Annotated in this window: 19 protein-coding genes, 4 tRNA genes and 1 pseudogene; 11 read left to right on the top strand and 13 right to left on the bottom strand. The window is 55.0% G+C overall.

Translation table 11 applies throughout. The annotated features are described in order from the left end of the window. Positions 1-218 precede the first annotated feature (218 nt). A complete protein-coding gene (locus HMPREF1487_RS03200) occupies positions 219-3,695 on the bottom strand; it encodes a hybrid sensor histidine kinase/response regulator (protein WP_010795151.1) in 3,477 nt (1,158 codons plus the stop codon). Between the two features lie 269 nt (positions 3,696-3,964). On the opposite strand from HMPREF1487_RS03200, the gene HMPREF1487_RS03195 reads away from it, so the two are divergent. Together HMPREF1487_RS03195 and HMPREF1487_RS03190 are read left to right on the top strand one after the other, a co-directional pair. After that, on the top strand, positions 3,965-4,531 hold the full coding sequence (locus tag HMPREF1487_RS03195) for a GNAT family N-acetyltransferase (RefSeq protein ID WP_010795150.1): 567 nt from the start codon (positions 3,965-3,967) through the stop codon (positions 4,529-4,531). A 117-nt stretch (positions 4,532-4,648) separates the two neighbouring features. Next, positions 4,649-5,935 (top strand): annotated as a pseudogene (locus HMPREF1487_RS03190) (MFS transporter); the annotation flags it as partial. 51 nt (positions 5,936-5,986) lie between these two features. Here HMPREF1487_RS03190 and sugE read toward each other — a convergent pair. The 3 genes from sugE to rdgC form a co-directional block, all read right to left on the bottom strand. Further along, positions 5,987-6,301, bottom strand: coding sequence for a quaternary ammonium compound efflux SMR transporter SugE (gene sugE, locus HMPREF1487_RS03185; protein ID WP_010795148.1), 315 nt, complete (start codon positions 6,299-6,301; stop codon positions 5,987-5,989). Positions 6,302-6,419: 118 nt separating this feature from the next. Beyond that, positions 6,420-7,364: a bile acid:sodium symporter family protein gene (locus tag HMPREF1487_RS03180; protein ID WP_010795147.1), complete on the bottom strand. Its 945-nt coding sequence runs from the start codon at positions 7,362-7,364 to the stop codon at positions 6,420-6,422. Positions 7,365-7,426: 62 nt separating this feature from the next. Next, positions 7,427-8,347: a recombination-associated protein RdgC gene (gene rdgC / locus HMPREF1487_RS03175; RefSeq protein ID WP_010795146.1), complete on the bottom strand. Its 921-nt coding sequence runs from the start codon at positions 8,345-8,347 to the stop codon at positions 7,427-7,429. 307 nt (positions 8,348-8,654) lie between these two features. Here rdgC and HMPREF1487_RS03170 point away from each other — a divergent pair. The 7 genes from HMPREF1487_RS03170 to HMPREF1487_RS03140 all read left to right on the top strand — a co-directional run bounded on the left by HMPREF1487_RS03170 (position 8,655) and on the right by HMPREF1487_RS03140 (position 11,258). Continuing rightward, a tRNA-Val gene (locus tag HMPREF1487_RS03170) sits at positions 8,655-8,730 on the top strand. Positions 8,731-8,745: 15 nt separating this feature from the next. Continuing rightward, positions 8,746-8,822: transfer RNA gene (locus HMPREF1487_RS03165), tRNA-Asp, on the top strand. A gap of 80 nt (positions 8,823-8,902) precedes the next feature. Continuing rightward, positions 8,903-8,978: transfer RNA gene (locus HMPREF1487_RS03160), tRNA-Val, on the top strand. A 13-nt stretch (positions 8,979-8,991) separates the two neighbouring features. Then, a tRNA-Asp gene (locus tag HMPREF1487_RS03155) sits at positions 8,992-9,068 on the top strand. A 351-nt stretch (positions 9,069-9,419) separates the two neighbouring features. Beyond that, positions 9,420-10,199, top strand: a complete 780-nt coding sequence (locus HMPREF1487_RS03150) for a BamJ family beta-barrel-assembly machinery protein (protein WP_010795145.1) — start codon at positions 9,420-9,422, stop codon at positions 10,197-10,199. Positions 10,200-10,345: 146 nt separating this feature from the next. Beyond that, entirely contained in the window at positions 10,346-10,807 is a 462-nt protein-coding gene (locus HMPREF1487_RS03145) for a YkvA family protein (RefSeq protein ID WP_010795144.1), read from the top strand. 85 nt (positions 10,808-10,892) lie between these two features. Further along, positions 10,893-11,258 carry a hypothetical protein gene (locus tag HMPREF1487_RS03140; RefSeq protein ID WP_010795143.1) on the top strand — a complete coding sequence of 122 codons (366 nt, stop codon included), beginning with the start codon at positions 10,893-10,895 and terminating at the stop codon, positions 11,256-11,258. A gap of 1 nt (position 11,259) precedes the next feature. Here HMPREF1487_RS03140 and HMPREF1487_RS03135 read toward each other — a convergent pair whose 3' ends face one another. Next, positions 11,260-13,011 carry a bifunctional diguanylate cyclase/phosphodiesterase gene (locus tag HMPREF1487_RS03135; RefSeq protein ID WP_010795142.1) on the bottom strand — a complete coding sequence of 584 codons (1,752 nt, stop codon included), beginning with the start codon at positions 13,009-13,011 and terminating at the stop codon, positions 11,260-11,262. Between the two features lie 85 nt (positions 13,012-13,096). Further along, complete coding sequence (locus HMPREF1487_RS03130; protein ID WP_037029645.1) at positions 13,097-15,187, bottom strand: carboxy terminal-processing peptidase; 2,091 nt, start codon at positions 15,185-15,187, stop codon at positions 13,097-13,099. Positions 15,188-15,304: 117 nt separating this feature from the next. On the opposite strand from HMPREF1487_RS03130, the gene HMPREF1487_RS03125 reads away from it, so the two are divergent. Beyond that, positions 15,305-16,267, top strand: coding sequence for an NAD(P)H-quinone oxidoreductase (locus tag HMPREF1487_RS03125; protein WP_010795140.1), 963 nt, complete (start codon positions 15,305-15,307; stop codon positions 16,265-16,267). 41 nt (positions 16,268-16,308) lie between these two features. Here HMPREF1487_RS03125 and HMPREF1487_RS03120 read toward each other — a convergent pair whose 3' ends face one another. The 6 genes from HMPREF1487_RS03120 to HMPREF1487_RS03095 are packed head-to-tail and all read right to left on the bottom strand — an operon-like array spanning position 16,309 to position 21,410. After that, positions 16,309-16,959 carry an HAD family hydrolase gene (locus HMPREF1487_RS03120; protein ID WP_010795139.1) on the bottom strand — a complete coding sequence of 217 codons (651 nt, stop codon included), beginning with the start codon at positions 16,957-16,959 and terminating at the stop codon, positions 16,309-16,311. Beyond that, positions 16,956-17,945 carry an ABC transporter ATP-binding protein gene (locus tag HMPREF1487_RS03115; protein ID WP_010795138.1) on the bottom strand — a complete coding sequence of 330 codons (990 nt, stop codon included), beginning with the start codon at positions 17,943-17,945 and terminating at the stop codon, positions 16,956-16,958. The genes HMPREF1487_RS03120 and HMPREF1487_RS03115 overlap by 4 nt, the downstream gene beginning before the upstream one ends. Then, positions 17,942-18,736, bottom strand: coding sequence for an ABC transporter permease (locus tag HMPREF1487_RS03110; RefSeq protein ID WP_010795137.1), 795 nt, complete (start codon positions 18,734-18,736; stop codon positions 17,942-17,944). The genes HMPREF1487_RS03115 and HMPREF1487_RS03110 overlap by 4 nt, the downstream gene beginning before the upstream one ends. Continuing rightward, positions 18,723-19,553, bottom strand: coding sequence for an ABC transporter permease (locus tag HMPREF1487_RS03105; RefSeq protein WP_010795136.1), 831 nt, complete (start codon positions 19,551-19,553; stop codon positions 18,723-18,725). Before HMPREF1487_RS03105 ends, HMPREF1487_RS03110 begins: the two co-directional genes overlap by 14 nt. Further along, complete coding sequence (locus HMPREF1487_RS03100) at positions 19,550-20,347, bottom strand: alkaline phosphatase family protein (protein ID WP_010795135.1); 798 nt, start codon at positions 20,345-20,347, stop codon at positions 19,550-19,552. The genes HMPREF1487_RS03105 and HMPREF1487_RS03100 overlap by 4 nt, the downstream gene beginning before the upstream one ends. A gap of 4 nt (positions 20,348-20,351) precedes the next feature. After that, positions 20,352-21,410 (bottom strand): ABC transporter substrate-binding protein, encoded by a 1,059-nt coding sequence (locus tag HMPREF1487_RS03095; RefSeq protein ID WP_010795134.1) that lies wholly within the window; start codon positions 21,408-21,410, stop codon positions 20,352-20,354. A gap of 239 nt (positions 21,411-21,649) precedes the next feature. Between HMPREF1487_RS03095 and HMPREF1487_RS03090 the strand changes: the two genes are divergently transcribed. Beyond that, complete coding sequence (locus HMPREF1487_RS03090; RefSeq protein ID WP_037029642.1) at positions 21,650-22,378, top strand: UTRA domain-containing protein; 729 nt, start codon at positions 21,650-21,652, stop codon at positions 22,376-22,378. A 44-nt stretch (positions 22,379-22,422) separates the two neighbouring features. On the opposite strand, the gene lpcA is transcribed toward HMPREF1487_RS03090, so the two are convergent. Further along, positions 22,423-23,010, bottom strand: coding sequence for a D-sedoheptulose 7-phosphate isomerase (gene lpcA / locus HMPREF1487_RS03085; protein WP_010795132.1), 588 nt, complete (start codon positions 23,008-23,010; stop codon positions 22,423-22,425). Between the last annotated feature and the right edge of the window lie 13 nt (positions 23,011-23,023).

The following is a 23,023-nucleotide window of genomic DNA, read 5'->3' as shown; positions in this document are numbered from 1 at the left end:
AAGGATTTTTTTGATTGGTTAAAAAATGGACAGTTTAACGGAACCCCCCATTTCATCTAGCTTACAGGACATTTCCACCAACTTTTCTACAGAGTTATCCACAGGTTCTGTGGATTAACCCTGTAGACCGCATCACGCTTGGCTTCATCAAAATGCAAGAATTTTTTTGCATTATTTCGATTGGGTTTTTATGACCTATCGACACGGGCGCCGCCAAGTCATCTTAAATTCAGATAACGGCTAAGCAATGCGCGTAAGGCGGCTGGCTTTACGGGTTTAGGTAGAAAATCCAGCCCAGCCGAATGCACTTCACTGACACGATCCTGATGTGCATCTGCACTGATCACAATGCCAGGCAACGGCTTATCAAGCCGCGTGCGAAGCCATGCCATCAGTTGAGGTCCGGTATTGCCGTCATCCAGATGGAAATCCACCAGCGCTATCTGTGGCTGAATGCCTTGCGCCAATAACGCCTCGCACTCCTGCTGATTGCGTGCCGTATGAACCTCGCAGCCCCAGCGGCTAAGAAGGCTCTGCATACCCGTCAGGATGCTTTCCTCGTTATCAACGCAAAATACCGGTGCGCCTCGTAGCGGTTCGCTGGTGTGTTCGCGTGTAGGCTGCAGGACAGGCTCGGATAGAATTTGAGTCGCGACGGGCACCGAGACGCTGAATACACTGCCTTTGCCTAGCCAGGAGCGTACCTCGATACGATGGCCCAGTACCTTGCAAAGACGATCAGCAATAGCCAGTCCCAGGCCCAACCCCTTCTCTGCGCGCGTCTGATGGCTATCGAGTCGCTTGAACTCCTCAAAAATGACCTGCCGCTTATCTTCCGGGATACCTGGGCCACGGTCCCATACCTCCAGTGTCACATGATCACCATGGCGGCGGACACCTAGCAATACATGCCCTCTGGCATAGCGGAAAGCATTGGTCAGAAAGTTCTGCAGGACTCGGCGCAGAAGCTTGACGTCGCTTTCTACTCTCAGGCGACTTCCGCTTAGGTGGAAATCTATGCCTTGTTCTCGCGCCAGGGCACGAAACTCTACGCCCAGCGTATCGAATAGCGTATTGATTGCGAACTTGCCGACTTCCGTATGAACCCGTCCGCTCTCCAGACGCGAGATATCCAGCAGGTCGGCAATCAGGTCTTCCACGGAGCGCAGGGACGAATCCATGTTGTTAACCAGCTCGCGAGCATCCTTTGGTAACGCATCGTGGTGGGCGAGGGCGGCCGTAAACAGGCGGGCTGCGTTTAGCGGTTGCATCAGATCATGGCTGACGGCAGCGAGAAAGCGTGTTTTGGACTGGTTTGCTGCTTCTGCATGGGCTTTGGCCTCTGTCAGCGCCTGGTTAAGCTGGGAGAGCTCCCGGGTTCGCTCTTCAACGCGCTGCTCCAGCCCTTCGTTGGCTTCACGAAGGGCGCGCTCTGCTTCGCGAAACGCGGTGATGTCGGTAAAGCTCATGACAAAGCCGCGTCCCGGCATGGGTTTGCCACTGAGTTCGATTACCCGACCATTGGGGAATTGTCGCTCAGATGTGTGGGCAATCCCTTGCCGCATTCGATCGACACGTCGTGCTACGTGCTCGTCAGGATCGCCTGGGCCACAGAGGCCCCGTTCTGCGTTATAGCGGATGATTTCGGCGATTGGACGCCCAACCTGGATCATGCCGTCCGGGTAGTCAAACAACTCCAGGTAACGTTGGTTCCAAGCCACCAACCGAAGAGATTGATCGACAACGCTGATACCTTGAGAAATATTTTCGATAGCGCCCTGCAAAAGCGCGCGGTTGAATTCGAGTACTTCGGACGCTTCGTCGGCAATGCGTACGACATCCTCCACATGCATGTCACGGCCTTCGATGGCAGCCTTTACCACCGCCCGCGCAGAGGAGGCTCCGATCACGCCGGCTAACAGGCGCTCGGTATGGGCAATCCATTCTCCGTTGGCATTCTGGGCCGGATGAAAAGTCAGGCCCGTCTGGTCAGCGAAGCGAATAAAGCTCTGCCGAGCACGTTCATCGCCTACGAAGCGGGCAGCGAGTGCGCGAAGATCCTCCAGCTGCACTGCCAATAGCGACCGGGTATTCAGGCGCGCCGAGGTCATTTGCCCAATGAAACGGCCGGCCTGCCAGTGCTCGGATACCCGGGTCCTGGCCTGATTGGAAACCAGAAAGAAGAGGAGAAAATTTCCTGCCAAGGACAGCAGTACGCCTTGAGTCAGGGGTTTGAAGGGCAGGCCAAACGGATTGGCTGCTAGCCAGGCTAGCCCAGGAAAACGGTCGAGTGGCCAGTTCAGACTTTCTGCCATGACTGGCAGAACCAGGGTATAAGCCCAAAGAAAGGCGCCCGCTGCAAGTCCTGCAAATACACCTCTCCGGTTCGCCTGCTTCCAGTAGAGTGCCCCTACCATGGCCGGGCCCAGTTGAGCGATAGCTGCAAAGGCGATCTGCCCGATGGTAGCCAGGCTTGCCGTAGAGCCCAGCAGGCGATAGCAGAGATACGCCAACAGCAGGATCGCCACGATCGCAACACGCCGAATGGTTACCAGCCAGTGGCTGAACACCTCATAGGGGCGTTCTACCTTCTGCTTACGGAATAAGAGAGGCAGCAAAATATCATTGGATAGCATGGTGGATAAGGCCACGCTGGCGACGATCACCATACTGGTAGCGGCCGAAGCGCCACCAATGAAAGCCAGGAGCGCCAGGCCGGGATGTGCCTGTGCCATGGGCAGGCTTATAACAAAGGAGTCAGGTACGACCCCTTTGGGCAGATGCATCTGCCCTGCCAGGGCGATGGGAACAACAAACAGCGCCGCCAAGGCCAAGTAGCAAGGAAATACCCAGCGGGCCAGGTTCAGGTCACGCGCATCCGTGTTTTCAACCACCGTGACATGAAACTGTCGTGGCAGACACATGACGGCCGTGAACGCTACTCCGGTTTGCACCAGCAGTGCGGGCCAGTCGAAGGTTTCCTGCCAGTATTTGGACAGCTCGGGCGCAATGCGTGCCTGATCGAAGAGGTCATCGAATCCATCATAAAGTCCATAGGTCACAAAAATCCCTACGGACAGAAATGCCAGGAGTTTGATCAGCGACTCAAAGGCAATTGCGAGCATCATGCCCCGGTGATGCTCGGTAACATCAAGGTTGCGAGTGCCGAACAGGATGGTAAATACCGCTAATGCCAGCGAGACGATCAAGGCGGTATCCTGTGCACGCATGCCTATTGACTCGGCCCCTGCACCGGTGAGCAGATTGACGCCCATGACAATGCCTTTGAGCTGCAGGGAGATATAAGGCAGCACGCCTACCAGGCAGATCAGCGTAACCACAACCGCCAGCGCCCGCGATTTTCCATAACGGGAGGCAATGAAGTCGGCAATGGAAGTAATGTTTTCCTGCTTGCTGATCATGATCATTTTCTTGATCAGACGTGGCATGAATAGCAGGAGCAGGATAGGTCCTAGGTAAATCGGCAGAAAGGACCAGAGTTGGTCGGCCGCCTGTCCAACGGCGCCAAAGAATGTCCAGCTGGTGCAGTATACCGCAAGCGACAGGCTGTAAACCCAGGCGCGTAACTTGGGTGGCAACGGCGTTTTTCGTCTGTCGCCATAAAAGGCAATCGCAAAGAGCACCGCCATGTACAGCAGAGCAACGGCGGCGATCAGTCCGCTGGATAGGGTCATGCGAACTCCTGTGAATTTTGTTGTGCAGGGCCTTTTATAGGTGGTTGGCCCTAGGCCTTCCGCTGCCAGATAGATTAGAAAGAGCTCGTCTCGAGTAGTGGGAATACCTAGGGACTATTCTAATGCGCTCGTTGGGGAGCATGGCAGGCTTTATAAGTGTCTCATCAAAGCGACTACTCCAAGGTCACTGAGACCAATGTCGCAGGTTTGGTTGAGCCAAGGGCTTCAGCCTGTTAGCGTGTCGCAGTGTTATCAAGGAGAGTGGCGCCATGTTCGAAGCGCATCCCATTACCTTGCAGCGAGGTGCTCTTCGTTTAGAGCCTATGGTGGAAAGCGACGTACTGGAACTGGTCAGCCTGGCTGATCTCAACCGGGACGAGTTGCATTACCTGAGCGGTCCACTACGACCGGACTGGTATAGGCACGCCATTGCCGAGCAGCGTGAAGGCAAAACTATCCCTTTTACCATCAGGCTGGCTGACAAGCTGGTGGGTACCACTCGCTTTTCAGAGTTTCTGCCTGCGCTACCTGCCGCTGAAATTGGCTGGACCTGGCTGGATCGGGAGCAGCATGGCAGTGGATTGAATGCCAACATCAAATACCTCCTGCTGCGTCATGCGTTCGAGAACTGGCATCTGGTACGTGTACAACTCAAGACGGCAGCCAGTAATCTGCGTGCGCAACGCGCTATTGAAAAGCTAGGGGCTGTACGTGAAGGGCTGTTACGTAACCATCGACGTTTGGCCGACGGTCGGCTTGATGATACCGTCATGTACAGTATTACCGACCGTGAGTGGCCGACGGTAAAAGCCAGCCTGGAAGCTTCTTTTTCCTAAGGCTATCCGGATATAACGATGTTTGACTGACGTACGATGTAACGCGGTTGTTATCTCGGGCTGCAAGGATGGCTGTGGCCCGTTCCGGTTTCCCTTCTTCGAATAGGACCTCGTTCGATGTCCTCACAGTTCGCTCTGTTGAAAAAACGGCGCTTCCTACCGTTTTTCGTAACACAGTCCCTTAGCGCCTTTAATGACAACGTCTATAAGCAGTCATTGATTCTGGCGGTGCTGTTTCACTTGAGCGTTACCGGTGACAGGCTGTTGCTGGTCAACTTGTGCGCCTTGCTGTTTATTCTTCCGTTCCTGCTGTTTTCAGCGTTAGGCGGACAATTAGGCGAAAAATATGACAAGGCGCGGCTCATGCGATGGCTAAAAGGCTCGGAAATCGTCATGTTGCTGTTAGGCAGTCTAGGCTTTTGGCTTAACAGCCTGCCACTGTTGTTATTTGTCCTGTTTGCCATGGGTACACGCTCGGCGCTCTTCGGACCTTCCAAGTACTCAATTTTGCCCCAGCATCTCGAGTCTCGAGAGTTAATGGGCGGTAACGCGTTGGTGGAGATGGGCACATTCCTGGCCATTTTGGGCGGGACGATAGGGGCAGGGGCCTTGCTCTCTCTCCCGGATTATTCCCAGGCCGTAGCCATAAGCGTCGTATTGATCGCTCTGGCTGGTTTTCTGGCCAGCCTGGGTATTCCATCCGCGCCGGCCGTCATCTCGCACCTGAGGTTGGACTGGAACATTTTCCGGCAAACATGGGTGATCTTACGTATGGGGCTGGGGCAGGCGCCCTCGGTCTCTCGTTCTCTGCTGGGCAATTCCTGGTTCTGGTTTGTGGGTGCGGTATACCTTACCCAGATACCAGCCTATGCCAAGGACTACCTGCACGGTCAGGAAAGCATGGTTTCGCTGATCCTTACCTTGTTCTCGGTAGGCATTGCGCTGGGCTCTCTTCTATGTGGCCGGTTGTCCAAGGGGCATGTTGAGGCAGGTATTGTTCCGCTGGGTGCGCTGGGGTTATCTATCTTCAGCGTCTTGCTCTATGCCGTCACGCCTGACATGGCCGCTATCACAGGGTCTTATGGCGGATGGGCAGCGCTGAAAGAATTTTCCATGTGGCCAGCGCTTGGGTGCATTCTGGGACTGGGGATCTCTGGCGGATTTTATATCGTTCCGCTCTATGCGCTGATTCAGGCACGCACGCCACAGGAGGAGCGCTCTCGGGTTATCGCTGCCACCAATATTCTCAATGCGCTCCTAATGGTCTGCTCGGCCCTTATCACTATGCTGCTTTTGTCTGTATTCGAGATGACAGTTCCGGAGCTGTTTCTGGCGGTTGCGTTGATGAATATAGGCGTCAATGCCTTCCTGTTTGCAAGCGTGCCAGAATTCCTGATGCGCTTTCGCGCCGTGATAGGCGGTGGAGACCCTACGCGCAGCATCCGTGACTAGGCCCTAATGGCTCAGTTTAAGCCCGATCAAGCCACATAAAATAAGCAGCACACTGAGCAGCCGGATCGGACTGACGCTTTCGCCAAATAGAATGATGCCAGCAATCACCGTTCCTACTGCGCCAATACCCGTCCATATGGCATAGGCTGTACCAAGAGGAAGCTGCTTAACGGCCATGCCCAAGAGGCTTATGCTGGTCAGCATGGCGGCTGCCGTCAGGACAGTAGGAAGAGGGCGGGTAAAGCCTTCGGTGTATTTGAGGCCTATAGCCCAGCCTATTTCAAACAAGCCAGCCAGAAAAAGAATAATCCAGGACATAAAGATTCCAGGGTTGGTAAAGCGGGGCCGTCCCCGGATAGTTTCAGGCGATGAGGTCGTCCCCTTCGCGAACCGATGCGCTCTTGCCAAGCCCGAGCGCGCCGGTTTCGTTACATGCTCACTCTTTTGCAGAGGACTCGTCATTCAAGCGACGGAACCATGTGGCCAGCAGCGCTCCAGAAATATTATGCCAGACGCTGAACAAGGCACTGGGCACAGCCGCAAGAGGGGAGAAATGTGCTGTTGCCAGTGCTGCGCCCAGTCCCGAATTCTGCATACCGACCTCGATAGCCAACGTCTTGCGCTGCGCCAGAGGTAGCCCAAACACTTTTCCGGCCAGATAGCCAAGCATCAGTCCCAATGTGTTATGCAGTACGACCACAGCCATAATCAAAAATCCTGACTCTGCAATTTTCGCCTGGCTGACAGCCACAACGGCCGCCACAATCAGCACGATGCTGATAACCGAGACCAGAGGCAACACCTCAACCGCTGCCCGTACCTTTGACCCCAGGAAGCGTTGGGCAACTAGCCCCAGCACAATCGGGAGGATAACGACCTGGACGATGGATAGAAAAAGGGCTGAGAACTTGACTGGTAGCCAGGCCGAAGCCAATAGCCAGATCAGTGTAGGGGTCACCAACGGGGCCAGAAGGGTAGTAACGGCAGTGATGCCAACAGACAGTGCGACGTCCCCGCGTGAAAACCAGGTGATGACATTGGACGCCGTACCGCCAGGGCAACAACCCACAAGAATAACGCCTACTGCAATTTCCGGCGGCAATTGCATGACAAGACAAAGCAGCCACGCCATGCCGGGCATAATGATAAATTGAGCGATTACACCTAGAAGAACCCTAAGAGGTTTGCGAAAGACCTCCTTGAAATCCTCAGCTTTGAGCGTGAGCCCCATGCCGAACATGATCAGGCCCAATAAGGGGACGATAGCTGGCGTTAAGGAGCGAAACCCTTCAGGCCATATAAAGGCTAGAACAGCCGCCAGCAGGACCCACAAGGCAAAGGTATTGCCTGCAAAGCGGCTTAAAGCTGCGAGAGCGCCCATGATTATCCTTATAAAAATATGAGCCTTGGAAGTTGGGCGGCGCCCCGGGGCGCCGCACCTGATTAGAGCCCCTGCGGAATTTCTTCTCCACCCAGCGCTTCGACCAGCGACGGAATAAATTCGGCAAAGGTCATCATCATTAGAGTAAAGGTAGCATCCAGCTGCGCCATGGCATCATCGCCGCCATCCTGCTCGGCCTGCTCTTGAAGCAAGTCCTCAAAGCGCAGCCGCTTGAGCGCGACCTTGTCATCGATTAACAGCGACAGCTTGTCCTGCCAAGCCAGGGCCAGCTTGGTCACCAGCTTGCCTGCGCCCAGATGATTCTGGATTTCTTCACTGGTCAAGTCTTGCCCTTTACAGCGGACAACACCGCCATCCTCGTAACTATCGCGTAGCTCGCACTCATCCAGCAGATGGAAATCATTTGTGGCTGCCTGAGACTTGACCCAATCTGTAAAGGTTGCAGTCGGTGCCTGCTTGACCGACATCGGACGAACCGGAAGGGAGCCCAGCGCTTCACGAAGGATGGAAAGCAAATCTTCTGCGCGCTTTGCACTGGAGGCATCTACCAGAATCCAACCCTGCTTGGGCGCGATTGCTGCAAAGGTAGTCTGGCGGCGAATGAAGGCCCGTGGCAGCAGACTCATGACAATTTCGTCCTTTATCTGGTCACGCTCCTTTTTGTAAACCTTGCGCATCTGCTGTGCTTCGATTTCATCAACTTTTTCCTGCACGGCGTCTTTTACTACGCTGCCGGGCAGAATGCGCTCTTCCTTGCGAGCTGCGATCAGAAAGAAATCCTGGCTGACATGTACCAGAGGAGCGTCTTCTCCCTTGCCAAAAGGAGCTACGAAACCGTAAGTGGTCAGTTCCTGGCTGGCGCAGGGACGTGCAGGTTTGCTGGCCAACGCGGTTTCCAGGGCCTCGGCTTCGAGTGATAAATCCTGGGTAAGACGATAAATAAGAAGATTACGAAACCACATGGCGTGACGATTCCCCAAAAAACGAAGCGCGCATTATTCCGCTGCCATGCTTCCAAGGCCAACCCCCAATTGATCATTGGCAACGATTAAGGGGCTTTAATGACAAACAGGCCGCTTTTTGGGATGTAACGATACGGTCCTGCCTGCAAGGGCAGACCCGGGAAATGATCCAAAGGCTTGGAAATAAAGGAAAAGAACCTAAGCCTTTGGATCATTTGAAATTTTTTTCACTTGGGGGCTTGCCAGCCTCTAAAACCGTCCGTAGAATGCGCCCCACTTCGAGAGCAAACGCTTACGAAAGTTAAGTGGGTGATTAGCTCAGCTGGGAGAGCATCTGCCTTACAAGCAGAGGGTCGGCGGTTCGATCCCGTCATCACCCACCACTCTTGAAGTTACGCGCAGCGGTAGTTCAGTCGGTTAGAATACCGGCCTGTCACGCCGGGGGTCGCGGGTTCGAGTCCCGTCCGCTGCGCCATTTTTGCTTCATCTTGGGTTGCTTGATTGGGTTTTAAATCCTCTTGATGAACCCAGGAAGAACACTAGCGAAAGCTACGTGGGTGATTAGCTCAGCTGGGAGAGCATCTGCCTTACAAGCAGAGGGTCGGCGGTTCGATCCCGTCATCACCCACCATTTTGCGATATACGCAGCGGTAGTTCAGTCGGTTAGAATACCGGCCTGTCACGCCGGGGGTCGCGGGTTCGAGTCCCGTCCGCTGCGCCATATTAAGTTTATCGGGCCTACTGAACTCCCGATAAACTACGGAAAAGCGGCCTTGCGCCGCTTTTTTCGTTTCTACAGGTTTATTCCCTTTCTAGCGGCTGTTTTCCGTTTCTATTAAGCATTCTTTGCTGGAAGTTCTTTGTACAGTTAGTTTCTTTTTAAAGATGTCTAGTCTGTATGTTCAGGGTTGTTTGATACGTCACGGACACAGACTGCTTTGTATTCAGTCACTATTCAGCGCTGAACTTATAAGCTACTAACTATTCTTATCATGCCGTAGCCAGTGGCAGTTAGGCCCTGATAAGCTCGCGGTTTTATCGAACGCGCTTCGCGCACGGACAAGGAAACAGCATGAAACAGCACCGGTTGGCAGCAGCAGTGGCCCTCGTTGGCCTGGTTCTCAGCGGCTGCGACTCACAATCACAATCCAAGGTTAATCTTGAAACTCCAGCTCAGAAAGCGTCCTACGGCATCGGCTTGAACATGGGTAAAAGCCTTGCTCAGGAAGGCATCGATGACCTGGATTCAAAAGCAGTGGCTTTGGGTATTGAAGATGCTGTGGGCAAGAAAGAGCAGAAGCTTACCGATGATCAGCTAAGAGATGCGTTTGCCGATCTGCAGAAGCGTGCAGAAGAGCGCATGACCAAGCTCAGCGAAGACAATGCCAAAGCAGGCAAGGATTTCCTGGAAAAAAATGGCAAGCGCGAGGGTGTTGTCACAACGGCTTCCGGTTTGCAGTATGAAGTGGTCAAGAAGGCAGATGGTCCGCAGCCCAAGCCGAATGATGTAGTGACAGTTCACTACGAAGGCCGTCTTGTTGACGGTACTGTATTCGACAGTTCCATCAAGCGTGGCAGCCCGATTGATTTGCCGGTGAGTGGCGTGATTCCGGGTTGGGTTGAAGCGCTTCAGCTCATGCATGTAGGTGAAAAGTACAAGCTGTACATTCCCAGCGAACTGGCCTACGGCGCGCAGAGCCCAAGCCCTGCCATTCCTGCCAACTCCGTGCTTGTCTTTGACCTAGAGCTGCTAGGTATCAAGGATCCAAGCGCTCAGGGCGACAATGGCCTGACGCAAGAGCCATCCGACGAGTCGGACGCTGCACAAGAGCAGGATACTTCCAAGAAGTAACACGCCGCTCTATTAAAAAGCCCCGTTCATACGGGGCTTTTTTGTTTTAGGAAACCTGTTTGTGAGGACGATGCTCTAATCTAGGTAATTATTTACCTATTCGCCAAACGCTCTATCAGACTGCCTTTGCGAGGCGGGGAGATCTCATGAAGCCACCCGTTGGATTTGATCGTTATCTGAGGCTTGCCCAACGTTTTCTTGTTCGGGGGCGCTTACCGGCATTGTTATTGGCCGTCGGGCGTAAGCTGGCCAAGCGAGATTTTCGGTTGGGTGCCGCCAAGGATACCTTGGGGCTCTTCCATTCCCTGCTACTGGCCTGGTGGCGTGGAGAATATCGGGGTATCAGTCGGCAGGCACTCTTGTCGGTAGTCGCAGCACTTGCTTATTTCCTTTCGCCTGTTGATCTGATCCCTGACTGGATGCTTACCTTTGGCTTCATTGATGATCTGGCAGTGCTGGCGTGGGTGAGCAAAACCTGGCAGAGCGAGCTTGATGCCTTTCGCGCCTGGAGAGATGCCCAACCCGTAGCGGTGCAAAAGTCGCTATCGGCTCCGCCGCTTCCCAATGAGAAACCCGCTGAGGGCGTTATAGTGGTTGAGCGGGCATGAGCCTGGGTGGCGAGAGGTGCTTGCACATCGGAACAGGATAAGCTGTGCTGTTATAGTAACCTTTCGGTGAATTCAGGTTTGTATTGTGGCGTTACAGATCAGTCGTACCCATTGGCAGGCATTGCTGGCTGAGTTGGAAGAAGCTCGTTGCCAGCGGCACTTGGTAACCTATCGCTCGCTGATTGAGCGTCTACAGTTACCGACGCCCGCTATGGCGATACTGACTGCTGCCCTTGAACACCTGATAGCGCTGGATGCCCGTCAGGGTGTGCCGTTGCGCAGCGCATTGGTGGTCAGCCAGGGTGCGAGCCGGCTGCCGCGTCCTGGTTTCTTTGAATGCGCCCAGCGAGTCGGGCGCTTCAACGGCGAGGTGGATGGTATAGAGGCGGCTGCCTGGCATGCATCTGAAGTCACGCGCGTATTCGAGTACAACTTTTCCTCAGATAGGTAACTCAGGCCGTTTCGGCCATCAGGTGCAAGCTATAGCCGGGAATGGTTTTGGCCTGGGCCTTGGCGCTTTCCGCCAGTTTAAGCAGTTGGCGGGCATCGCGTGACGTTCGACTTTCTGCCGTAACCCTTACAACCCCAAGAGATAGAGAGAGCAGCGGATACTCGCGTCGGTAGCCTTCATGATCTTCTGCTATCAGGCAGCCTGCATCCAGGTGCTCCGGTGCGTAAAAGCGACGGCAGCGACTCTGGAAAGTCTCCATGAGTCGAGTCAGCCGTGCTCGCCAGTCCATGGAGCGCAGGACGATTATAAAGTTGTCATCGCCGTAGTGACCGATGAAGTCCTGGGTGCGATCCATGCTTTCTGCCAAGGCCTGTGCCAGGCACAGCAGTACTTCGTCTCCCTTGGCATATCCATAAATCTCATTGAAGGGCGTAAAGCTGTCGATATCAAGGTGACACAGGGTGGCGTTTTGGTTGTGCTCCAGTAACTGGCTTAGACAATGATGAATCGGCACGCTGCCGGGCAGGCCTGTCAGAGGATTGGCATGCCGTGCTTCCTGAATCTTCTGCTCAGTAATCAGTTGGAGAAGATCAACCACACGACCCATGCCGACATATTGGCCTTGATCAACAATAACGAAGTCTTCTTCTACCCGTTGCTTGGCGCGCTGGGTGAGTAGTCGGCTGACGTGAAGAGGAGATTGGCTCTTCTCCACACATAGAAAATCCAGATGCATAAGTCGCGTAATGGGCTTGCGACCAAATAGGTCCGGCGCAAAGGGCTTACGCAGGGCTTCTGCAAGGGCATAATGGTGGACTATGCCGACAGGCGCACCGTGTTCATCAAGCACGGCCAGGGAGTTAAAGCTGGGTTTGTCGTGGAAAAGCTGCATGACGGCAGGTATCAGCGTCTGCTCCTGAATGGCAGGCCGCTCAAGTAACATGGATATCAGGCCTGTACCGCCCTCTGTAAGGCTTTTGGGGCGTGTCTCCAGGCGAGGCATGATCTCGCGTGCTTCCCGCGGGGGATTCGCTTCAGGACGACTCAGAAGGTAGCCCTGAACCAGATCTATGCCCATTTCGGCCAGCACGACCAGTTCCTCATGCAGTTCAATGCCTTCAGCAACCACGACGGCGTTGGACGCCCTGGCCATTTGAAGGATGGAGCCTACAAACTCCCGTTTGACGCTATCACGATGGATACCATCGATGAAATGACGATCGATCTTCACATAGTCCGGGCGCAGCTCGGACCACAGGCGCAGGCTGGAATATCCGGCCCCCAGGTCATCCAGAGCAATCGAAAATCCCATTGCGCGATAGTAGTGCAAGGCGGTATCAAGCAGGCCCAGATCGTCGGTTGGGGCCTGTTCGGTCAGCTCGATGACGATTCGGTTAGCAGGGATACCCAGACGCTGTAGCAGTTTCAGGGTGCGGCCCTGCTCGTGACTATTCTCAAGCAGTGATTCGGGGGAAATGTTAAGGAAGAGCTTACCTTCAAGGCCCAGATCACGGAAACCGGTACATGCCTGGGTGCGACACGCCATTTCCAGCTCGGACAGACGCTGTGCCGTACGAGCAATGGCGAACAGCGGAAGCGGGGAGTGCAGAGGACTGTTGGAAGGCCCGCGGCTAAGTGCTTCATAGCCAATGATGCGGCGTTCGCTCAAGGAAACGATAGGTTGGAAAAGGCTGTGTATATCACTTCGAGCCAGTATCTGCTCAAGCGCGCTCAACTGTTCGTTGACGGTCATCTATCTTGGTCCTGAATAAACAAAGCCAGCGATAAGCTGGCCTTGTTCATTTCACGACAGTTCGATGACTATTTGATGACGGCAATCAGTGAGACGGACCGCCGTGACTCAAGTCCAGATAGTCGAGCAGGATCTGACCACTCTCCATCAGGTAGGCATCGTCTTGAGGTTTGGTCTTTTCGTCGTTGTTGGCGGCAGCAATAGCGTCGTCATCAACTTTTTTCAGTTCCTTGAGGGGTTCCTCACCTTTAGCTACCCGACGCTCGTTCTCAATTGCCAGCTGGCGCTTATCGAGGGCGTCCTGCTCGGCACGACGCTTCTGCTCGTTCAGGCTGACCGTCGTATCCTTCATGACATCCTGTGCAAACTGAAGGCGTTCACGAGCAAAGACAAAGTCCGGGTTGGTCTTGGTGCGGGTATCGTGACGGTTGATCAGCTCAGGCAGATACGGCTTGAACGGATTGTTCTCTACCTCTAGAACCGGACGGATCGTGTCCCATGGCATGGAGTTGGGTAGCGCGCTTTCGCCGATCTCCTTGTTATCTACGATATCCGGATAGCTAATATCTGGGATAACGCCCTGATGCTGGGTACTTTGTCCTGAAACGCGATAGAACTTGGCCAGGGTCAGCTTCAGTTCACCGTGATTTAGAGGCTGTATGGTTTGAACAGTGCCTTTGCCGAAGGTCTGTCCGCCCACGATCAAGGCACGATGATAATCCTGCATGGCACCTGCAAAGATTTCCGAAGCCGAGGCCGAGAGGCGGTTGACCAGCACGGTCATGGGACCTGTGTAGAAAGCATCGCCTTCATCGTCAGCCAACACGTCTACCTTGCCGTCGCTGTTACGCACCAACACCGTTGGGCCTTGATCGATGAAGAGCCCAGTCAGTTCGGTTGCTTCCTGCAGGGAGCCTCCACCATTGTTGCGTAGGTCGATGACAATACCGTCGACTTTCTCGTTTTTCAGCTCACCGATCAGCTTGCGCACGTCACGGGTAGTGCTCTTGTAATTTGGGTCGCCGGCGCGATACGCCTTGAAGTCCAAGTAGAAAGCGGGCACATCGACTACACCCAGCTTGTAGGTCTTGCCGTTGTGAGGCACGTCAATGATGTGTTTCTGGGCTGCCTGTTCTTCAAGCTTTACCGCTTCACGTGTAATCGAGACGACCTTTGTGGTCTGGTCATTCGGCGGATTGCTCGAGGGGATGACTTCCAGGCGAACAACGGAGCCCTTGGCGCCGCGGATCTTCTTGACGACCTCGTCCAGACGCCAGCCGACGACGTCGACCATTTCGCCGTCTTTGCCTTGCGCTACCCCCACGATCTTGTCAGCGGGTGCGAGCTGCTTGCTCTTGTCGGCGGGACCGGCCGGTACCAGACGAACGATCTGTACGTAATCGTTATCGCTTTGCAGTACCGCACCGATGCCTTCAAGGGAAAGGCTCATGTTGATGTCGAAGTTCTCTGCGCTTTCAGGCGAGAGGTACTGCGTGTGCGGATCGTATGTTTGGGCGAAGGCGTTGATGTAGGCCTGGAAGATGTCTTCGCTGCGAGTCTGTTTCAGGCGCGCCAACTGATTACGATAGCGCTTCTGCAGCTGCTCCTTGATGGCAGCATCGTCCTTGCCACCCAGTTTCAGACGCAGCACTTCATCTTTGAGCTTCTTGTGCCACAGATCATCCAGTGCGGCAGTATTGGTCGGCCAGGGCGCCTTTTCGCGGTTGACGTCAAACGTTTCGTCTGCCGCAAAATTCAGCTGGGGAATGCCTTTGTCCAGCAGGCCTAGTGTGTAGTCGAGGCGTTCCTTCACACGGTCCAGGTAACGCTTGTAGATCGTGAAGCCTGGATTCAGGTCGCCCTGCTTGAGCAGATCGTCGAAGCGAGTCCGCCATGCGTCAAACTCGGCGATATCGGCTGCGTTGAAATACAGTCGATTGGGATCAAGCATCTTGAGATAGCTGTCATAGATCTTTATCGAGCGTTCATCGTTAAGCGGCGGCTTGCTGTAGTGATGGCGCTTGAGCAGCTCTACCACATTGAGACTTGCCACGACTTGATCGCGGTCTGGTTTGAGACCGTCCCAGACGTTTGGGCTCGCTGTTTTGGCCGCCAGCGGAAGAGCGCTGACACCGAGGATGAACAGGAGGGCGGTACGGGGGAGAAGCTGCTTCATGCTTGATTCGACTAGAGTACGGGTAATAACGCTATAGGCCGTACTTGACCGTTCCGGTTCCCCGCAACAGTCAAGTACGCTGTTAAAGGTCAAAAGCTAGCTCACTATGGAGGCACCGTGAACGCATTGCAAGGTATTGAAGGTCAGCTTGAGTGGCAACAGCTGACAAGTCCTGCTCTTTCCGCAGGTGAAATTCGCATCCAGGTCGCCGCGGCCGGGCTTAATCGCGCCGATCTTCTTCAATTGGCCGGTAACTATCCGCCACCGCCTGGAGCGCCGCAAACCCTGGGTCTGGAGTGTTCCGGTGTTGTGGTCGAAGTTGGTGAGGGAGTCAATTGGAACGTCGGGGATCGTGTCTGTGCTCTGCTGGCCGGTGGTGGTATGGCCAGCGAAGTCGTGGTGAATGCTCAGCATGCGATTCCGGTTCCCGAAGGGCTGTCGATGGCTGAGGCAGCAGCGCTACCTGAGGTCTGGGCAACAGCCTGGTGCAATCTTTTCGAATTGGCAGCCTTGCGACCTGGCGAGAAAGTACTCTTGCATGCAGGGGCCAGCGGCGTAGGTTCTGCCGCCATTCAACTCTGTAAGGCTTTTGATAATCCTTGCTGGGTCAGCGTAGGTTCGGCCGAGCGGCTGGACTATTGCATTTCGCTGGGTGCCGAAGGGGGCGTTGATCGGCACCAGGGGCTGGAAGGACTGCGTGACTTCGGGCCATTCGACGTGATCCTTGATCCGGTAGGCGCAAGCTACGCCGAACTTAATCTGGATGTGCTGCGCCGTGACGGGCGGTGGGTACTGATTGGCCTGATGAGTGGTCGAGAGGCGCAGTTCGATCTGGCAAAGGTGTTGAGCAAGCGCATTAGCCTGATCGGTTCTACGCTGCGTAACCGCGATACGGCGTTCAAGGCCCGATTGATGGCAGAGCTGGCTGCAAGGGTCTGGCCGTTGTTTACAGAAGGCAAGCTCAAGCCGAACCTGGAGCGAAAATTTGCTGCCAAGGATGCCGAGGCGGCGTTTGCGGCACTGTCGAGCAACAAGGTGAACGGTAAGGTCGTGATGATCCTCGATGACAGCCTGATCTGATGTCGAGGCTGGCCATGCCGGCATGGCCAGCCTTTGTTTGGCTATTTCCACTCAAGGATTGGCCAACCCCGCCGACTGGCCTGCTCGCGCAGACGGGGATCGGGATTCACGGCGTGCGGATGCCCAACGCGTTCTAGCAAGGGTAGATCGTTACGTGAGTCAGAGTAGAAACTGGCATCTGCAAGCTCGACCTCCTGATGATCTATCAGCTCGAGAAGGCGCGTCAGTTTGCCTTCTCGATAGGTCAGAACACCTTGAGTACGGCCAGTGTAGACCCCATGGGCCAGTTCCAGGTCGATGGCCAGTATTTCGCTGATCCCCAGCCTACCGGCAATCGGTTCGACCAGATGAGCGCCGGACGCCGAAATCAATACGATCCGGTCGCCTCTGGCGCGATGTTCCGCAATGCAGCGGCAGGCATCGCTGAAGATCAGAGGCTCGATCACGTCTTCGACATAGGCGTCGATCTCCGGCTCCAGCTCCTCAGGCGCTCGACCTATGAGCGGCTCCAAGGCGAATGCCATGTATTCTTCCATGGCCAGGGCGCCTTCGGCGTATGCCTTCATCAGGGCGGCATCACGCTGGATGAAGGACTCGTCAACCCAGCCGAGTTGGGCCATTCGCTGGCACCACAGACTGGAGCAGTCACCGTCGATCAGGGTTTCGTCAAGGTCGAAAATAGCGAGGGTCATGCGACTTCTCTTGCGGCTGATGAATCGATCCCCAATGTGACGCGTGAGCCGCACGGGTGCAAGGCAGAGGCATCCTGATTGAGGACATCTACCAGTAATTCGATCCCCAATGACTGCACGCGGTAGCGAATGACATTGCCTAGCAGCGTATGTCCGACAATCTCGGCACTGGGGCCTTCCGATGCGTTGATCCTGATCGATTCGGGGCGGATCGCTACCTGTTGAGTGAAGTTTCGCCCTAACAGGGTAAAGGCCTGAGCGGGATCCAGAATGTTGTAGTTACCCATGAAGCCTGCTGCAAACAGCGTGGCTGGCGCAGTATAGAGGGTTTCCGCATCGCCACTTTGTACGATGCGGCCCGCTTGCATCAACACGATGCGGTCGGACATTGTCAAGGCTTCTTCCTGATCATGCGTGACAAACAGGGTAGTCAGGTTGAGCGCTTGCTGAAGGCTGCGTATCTGTTCTCGTAGATGCTTGCGGATGCGCGCATCCAGTGCCGATAGCGGCTCGTCGAGTAGCAGCAGACGTGGACGAGTGACCAGTGATCGCGCCAGGGCGACACGCTGACATTGCCCTCCCGACAGCTGATGAGGGTAGCGGTCTTCGAACCCCTTGAGTTCTACCAGTTCGATCACTTCGGCGGTGCGCAGGTGTAAAGTTTGGCGATCCACTTTTTGCATCTTCAGGCCGAACGCTACATTTTGCGCGACCGTCATGTTAGGAAACAGCGCATAGCTCTGAAACACCATGGCAATGCCGCGCTTTTGCGGCGGCAGGGTCGCAATATCCTGACCGTCGAGCAGGATGCGTCCACCGTTTACCGAGGTTAAGCCTGCCAGGCAGCGTAGCAAGGTGGATTTGCCGCAGCCGGAAGGTCCTAAAAGCGTAACCAGCTCACCTTGTTCTGCAGAGAAATCGATGTCCTGAAAGATCATGTTCGAGCCGTAGCTCTTGTGCAGATGTTCAACGCTTAGAAAGCTCATGATTTATCCCGGCTCAAACCACTGGCGGCCCACGTTACGGTCAGGACGACCAGAAAGTACGAGATGACTAGTGCGCTCGTGAAATGGCCGCTGCCATTGCGCATGTTGTACAGATAGACCTGCAAGGTTTCGTAACGCGCTCCAACAAGAATGTTGGCAAAAACGAATTCGCCAATCAGAAACGAAAATGACAGAAACAGCGCCACCATAAGACCCTTGCGCAGGTTGGGCAGTACCACCAGGAGGGCCGCCCGGAAGGTGCTGGCGCCCAGCAGGTGAGCCGCATCCATCAGGTCATGAATATTCAGTGCCTGCAGATTATTGCTGATGGCTCGGTACATGAACGGCAGGGCGATGGTGAAATAACAGCCGATCAGAATCCATGGTGTGCCTATCAACGGCAAGGGGCCGCCAGCATAGAGTTGCAGCAATCCTACGGAAGACACCACAGGCGGCACGGCGAACGGCAGCAGGATGAACACGTTCATGAGTGCATCGAGCCTGGGGAAGTGGTAGGCGATGACGAACATGAGAGGAAGTACGAGGAAGACGGCCAGTAACAGCGCGCCCACGCAGACGATCAATGAATGCCCGAAGGCGATGAGAAAGCGTGAGTCGCTCCAGAGCGCTACGTACCACTTCAAGGTCAGCCCGCTGGGAAGAAGCGTGGCGGACCATTGTGTTGCCAATGAATACAGCAGGGTGGCAGCGAGCGGCAGTAGAAGAATCAGAAAGAGCAGCCAGACGACCAGGCGATGGTAGAGTGAAACCGACCGGTTAGCGTTTGACATGGTAGCTCCGGCGTAGCAGCCATTGGTGAGCGAGGGTAATCACGGCCATGAGCATCACCAGCAGCATGGCAAGGGCGCTTGCGAGGTTCGGATCCAGAAAGATGTCGCCAGAGACCAATGCCGCTATACGGACCGGAACCACATTGAAATTGCCCGTCGTCAGGGCATATACGGTTGCGTAGGCCCCCAGCGCATTGGCCAGTAGAATGATGAATGTACCTAGCAGCGCCGGAGTCAGCACCGGCAGCCCGATATGACGCCAGAAATGCCAGGTATTGGCGCCAAGCAGTGAGGCAGCTTCATGCCAGTCTTCGTGCAGGGCATCAAAGGCAGGGTAGAGCAACAGAACGCCTAGCGGGATCTGGAAGTAGGTATAGATCAGGATCAATCCGCTTTTGGAATACAGGTTAAAGTCCTCGATCAGTCCGGTCTGCTTGAGCAGCAGGGTCAGGCACCCATTGATGCCAAGCAGGATGATGAAGGCGAACGCCAGGGGAACACCGGCAAAATTGCTCGTCATGTTGGCAAAGGCTGTCACGAAATCTCTTAGCTTCGAGTCGACCTGGCGTAGCGAGTAACTGCCCAGAATGGCGATTAGCAGGCCTAACAGGCTGGACCAGACCGAAATCTCCAGTGAAAAGCGTATAGCCTGGCGATAGAAGGGTGATTCAAGGATTTCGGTGAAGTTACCCAGGCCCCAGCCATCCAGGTGCTTGAGGCTGTTGATAGCGATCCAGATCAATGGGGCTATCTGAAATGCACAAAAGAAAACTAGAAAGGGCAGAAGGCACAATGCGGCGAGCCATTTGCCTTTCATGCCAGGAGTTCCCGACAAACCGGCTTGTCATGGGCGACACCTAAAAGCTCACAAAGTGTACCGCATAGGTCAGTTTGTACAGGGCTTGCCTCTTGCAGGCTGAAGCCTGTCCCGAACACGAATAACGGGACTTCACGCTCTTCAGGCAGCAGCCCCCCATGGCTGCGGTCATCATTCATGCCATGATCGGCTGTCACCATCACCTGATAGCCCGCCTCCAGCCATACCGGTAAATGGCCGGACAGGCATATATCTGCCACACGTGCGGCGTTTCGATATTGGCTGCTGGAAAGTCCGTATTTGTGGCCAGCATCATCGATATTCATCGAGTGAGCCAGCAGAAAATCAAGGGAATGACGTCGTCTCAAGCTTTCTGCGTCGTCGAAGAGGTGAGAGTCTGGATAGTGATCGGCGTAATAGAAATGGCCGTACTGGATAGGCAGGTCCGGGGCACAGATATGACGGTCCCGTGCGGCATCAAAGGGCGAACGGTTATAAAGTTCGCTGATCCAGTGATAGGCCGCAGCCGCCGTCGTGAGGTAGGCCTCGCACGCATAATGAAACACACTGCGCTGGCTCGAAAGCCGGACGATCTGATTGTGCGTAATGCCGCTGTCGACAGGGCGTACCCCTGTGAGAATGCACTCGTAGAGCGGGCGGGAGAGCGACGGCAATTCACACTGCATGGTATAGAGCCGTCCGCGCCCTGCCTGACAGATACCTTGGAGGTAGCCCATGCAGTCACGGGCGACTCCATAGGCCAGACCGTCCAGCACAACCAGGATCGTCTTCATTGGATCACTGCTTCATCTGCATGATCACGTTTTCCTGCCAGAGACGTGGCAGACGCTTGGCTGTTTCTTCCCAGGCCTTGGCATCCGCGATGGGCTTGGCACTGGCATATTGCTCGCTTGGTAACAGTTTGGCTTTTACATCCTCGGGTAGCTGGATATGGTCAGCACGGATGGGGCGGGCATAACCGCGAGCCAGGTTGATCTGGCCAGCATCGGAAAGAATGTATTCACGTGCCAGCTTGGCTGCATTCGGATGCTTGGCATACTTGTTCAGAATCGTGGTGTAGCCGGACGTAATCGAGCCGTCTGAAGGGATGAGCACTTCAAAGCGTGAAGTATCGATCTGATCGCGATAGTTCAATCCGTTGAAGTCCCAAACGATACCCACTTCGACTTCGCCTTTCTCCAGGGTCGAGACGACCGGGTTGGTCATGGACAAACGGCCCTGCTGCGCCAGCTTGCCAAAGTATTCCAGGCCGGGCTTGATGTTTTTTTCGTCACCGCCGTTAGCGTAGGTAGCCGCCAGGACCCCACTCACTGCCTGTGAGGCAGCGCTTACATCACCAATGGCAACCTTGTATTTGCCCTGCAGCAGGTCAGCCCAGCTATAGGGTACATCAGCTACCAGCTGCTTGTTGACGATAAACGCGATGGTGCCGGTATACGCCAGCATCCAGTGACCGTCCTTGTCCTTGGCCCAGTCGGGAATCTGCTCCCAGGTGGTGGGCTTGTATGGTTGAGTTACGCCTTTCTCCACGGCAATGGGACCAAACGAGGCGCCCACGTCACCCATATCGGCGGTGGCGTTTTCACCCTCGGCTGCGAATTTGGCTATTTCCTGGGCTGAGCTCATGTCTGTATCCATGTGCTTGAGGCCGTACTTTTTCTGCAGATCGGCCCAAGTGTCCTTCCAGTTGGCCCAGGTGTCAGGCATGCCTACGCTATCAACCTGGCCTTCCTGGCGGGCAGCCTGCTCGAGTGTGTTCATATCCGTGGCGGCCAGGGCCAGGGTGCCATTCAGCGCAAGTGCGCTACCCAACAGTGAAGCAAGCAAGCGTTTCATTGAGCGCTCCTTCGAGGCGTGGTCGATTGGCTGGTCTAGATCAGCAAGACGCAAGCCAATCTACCGCCGAAGGATGACGATTTGATTTCCACCCTGATGGCATCTATGCAGAGGGTTGCCCTAACGACGAATCATGAGCTAACTCGCAGCTTAACGGGGCGGTCATCTAGATAATCTAAGCTGCCACTATTTCTTTCTGGCTCATGCATCCCTGAGCTTTACCGGCTGGACTAGTCCAAATGAGAGCAAGCCCGCACGATGACGCACCAAAAACCGTCACAGCCATCTGCCGCTCATTGGAGGAGCAGATTATGTGTGGTGCGCTTGCGCCCTCCACCAAGCTGCCTGCAGAACGACGTTTGAGCGAGTCGTTTTCAACGACCCGGATTACATTGCGTGAAGCGCTTGGGCAGTTGGAGTCGCAGGGGCTGATTTATCGGGAAGAGCGACGTGGCTGGTTTGTTTCGCCCCCCAGAGTGGCCTACAACCCGCTAGTACGCTCGCATTTTCATGCCATGGTGGCAGGGCAGGGCCGTGTTCCGGCTACCGAAGTCCTCTCGGCTCGGTTGGTGTCTGCTAATGCAACGGTGTGTGGGCTTCTCGAGCTTCCCGAGCGTACAGGCGTCTATCAGATACGGCGAGCCAGGCGTATCGACGGCCGTCTGGTGCTCTATGTGGAGCACTATCTCAACCCGATCTATTTTCCCAATATCCTGCAATTTGACCTGACCCATTCGCTAACCGATCTCTATGCCAGTGAATACGGTATCCGGTATGGGCGTGTTCGTTTCGAAATGCGGCCTACAGCGTTGCATGCGGACGCTGCGCAGGCACTTAAGGTCAGCATGGGAAGCCCGGCGCTGCATATCACACGTATCAACCGCGATCAGCAGGGGCGTCTGATCGATTGCGATCTGGAATACTGGCGGCACGACGCCATTCATGTCAGCGTAGACGTGCCAGAGTAAGGTGAGTGCGGCGCCATGGTTGGCACCGCCTCCGAATGGTTAAGTCAGGCGTAGTTTTCCGGGTTCAACTTACGCTCGATCAGCTCCATAAGGATATGGATGACCTTGATATGCAGCTCCTGGATACGATCGGCATAGTGGCCGCCAGGCGCACAGATGCAGACATCGGCCATGGTTTCGAGCAGGGAGCCTGGTTTGCCGGTTAGTGCAATGACCTTGATACCCAACGCTTTTGCTGCCTCAGCGGCCTTGAGCACATTGGGACTCTTGCCGCTGGTGCTGATGGCCAGCAAGACATCTCCTTCGCGCCCATGGGACTCGATATAGCGAGAAAAGATGTAGTCGTAGCCAAAGTCATTTGCCACACAGCTGATGTGGCTGGCGTCGCTTATGGAGACGGCAGCAATGCCCGGGCGGTTTTTGCGGTAACGGCCGGTCAGCTCTTCAGCGAAATGCATGGCGTCACACATGGAGCCGCCGTTACCACAGGAGAAGGCCTTGCCCTTGTGCTCGAAGCTTTCAACCAGCAGTTCTGCCGCACGCTCGATATTCCGTAGCGCCTGTTCGTCAGCCAAAAAGTTGTCCAGTGCTGTCTTGGCTTCAAGCAGACTGTTGCGGATATGCGTGATCATCGTGCGGTTCCCT

Origin of the sequence: Pseudomonas sp. HPB0071, assembly GCF_000478505.2 — a bacterium.
Classification (GTDB): domain Bacteria; phylum Pseudomonadota; class Gammaproteobacteria; order Pseudomonadales; family Pseudomonadaceae; genus Chryseomonas; species Chryseomonas luteola.
Note: the sequence above shows the minus strand (reverse complement) of the source record. Positions and strands in the feature narration are given on the sequence as shown.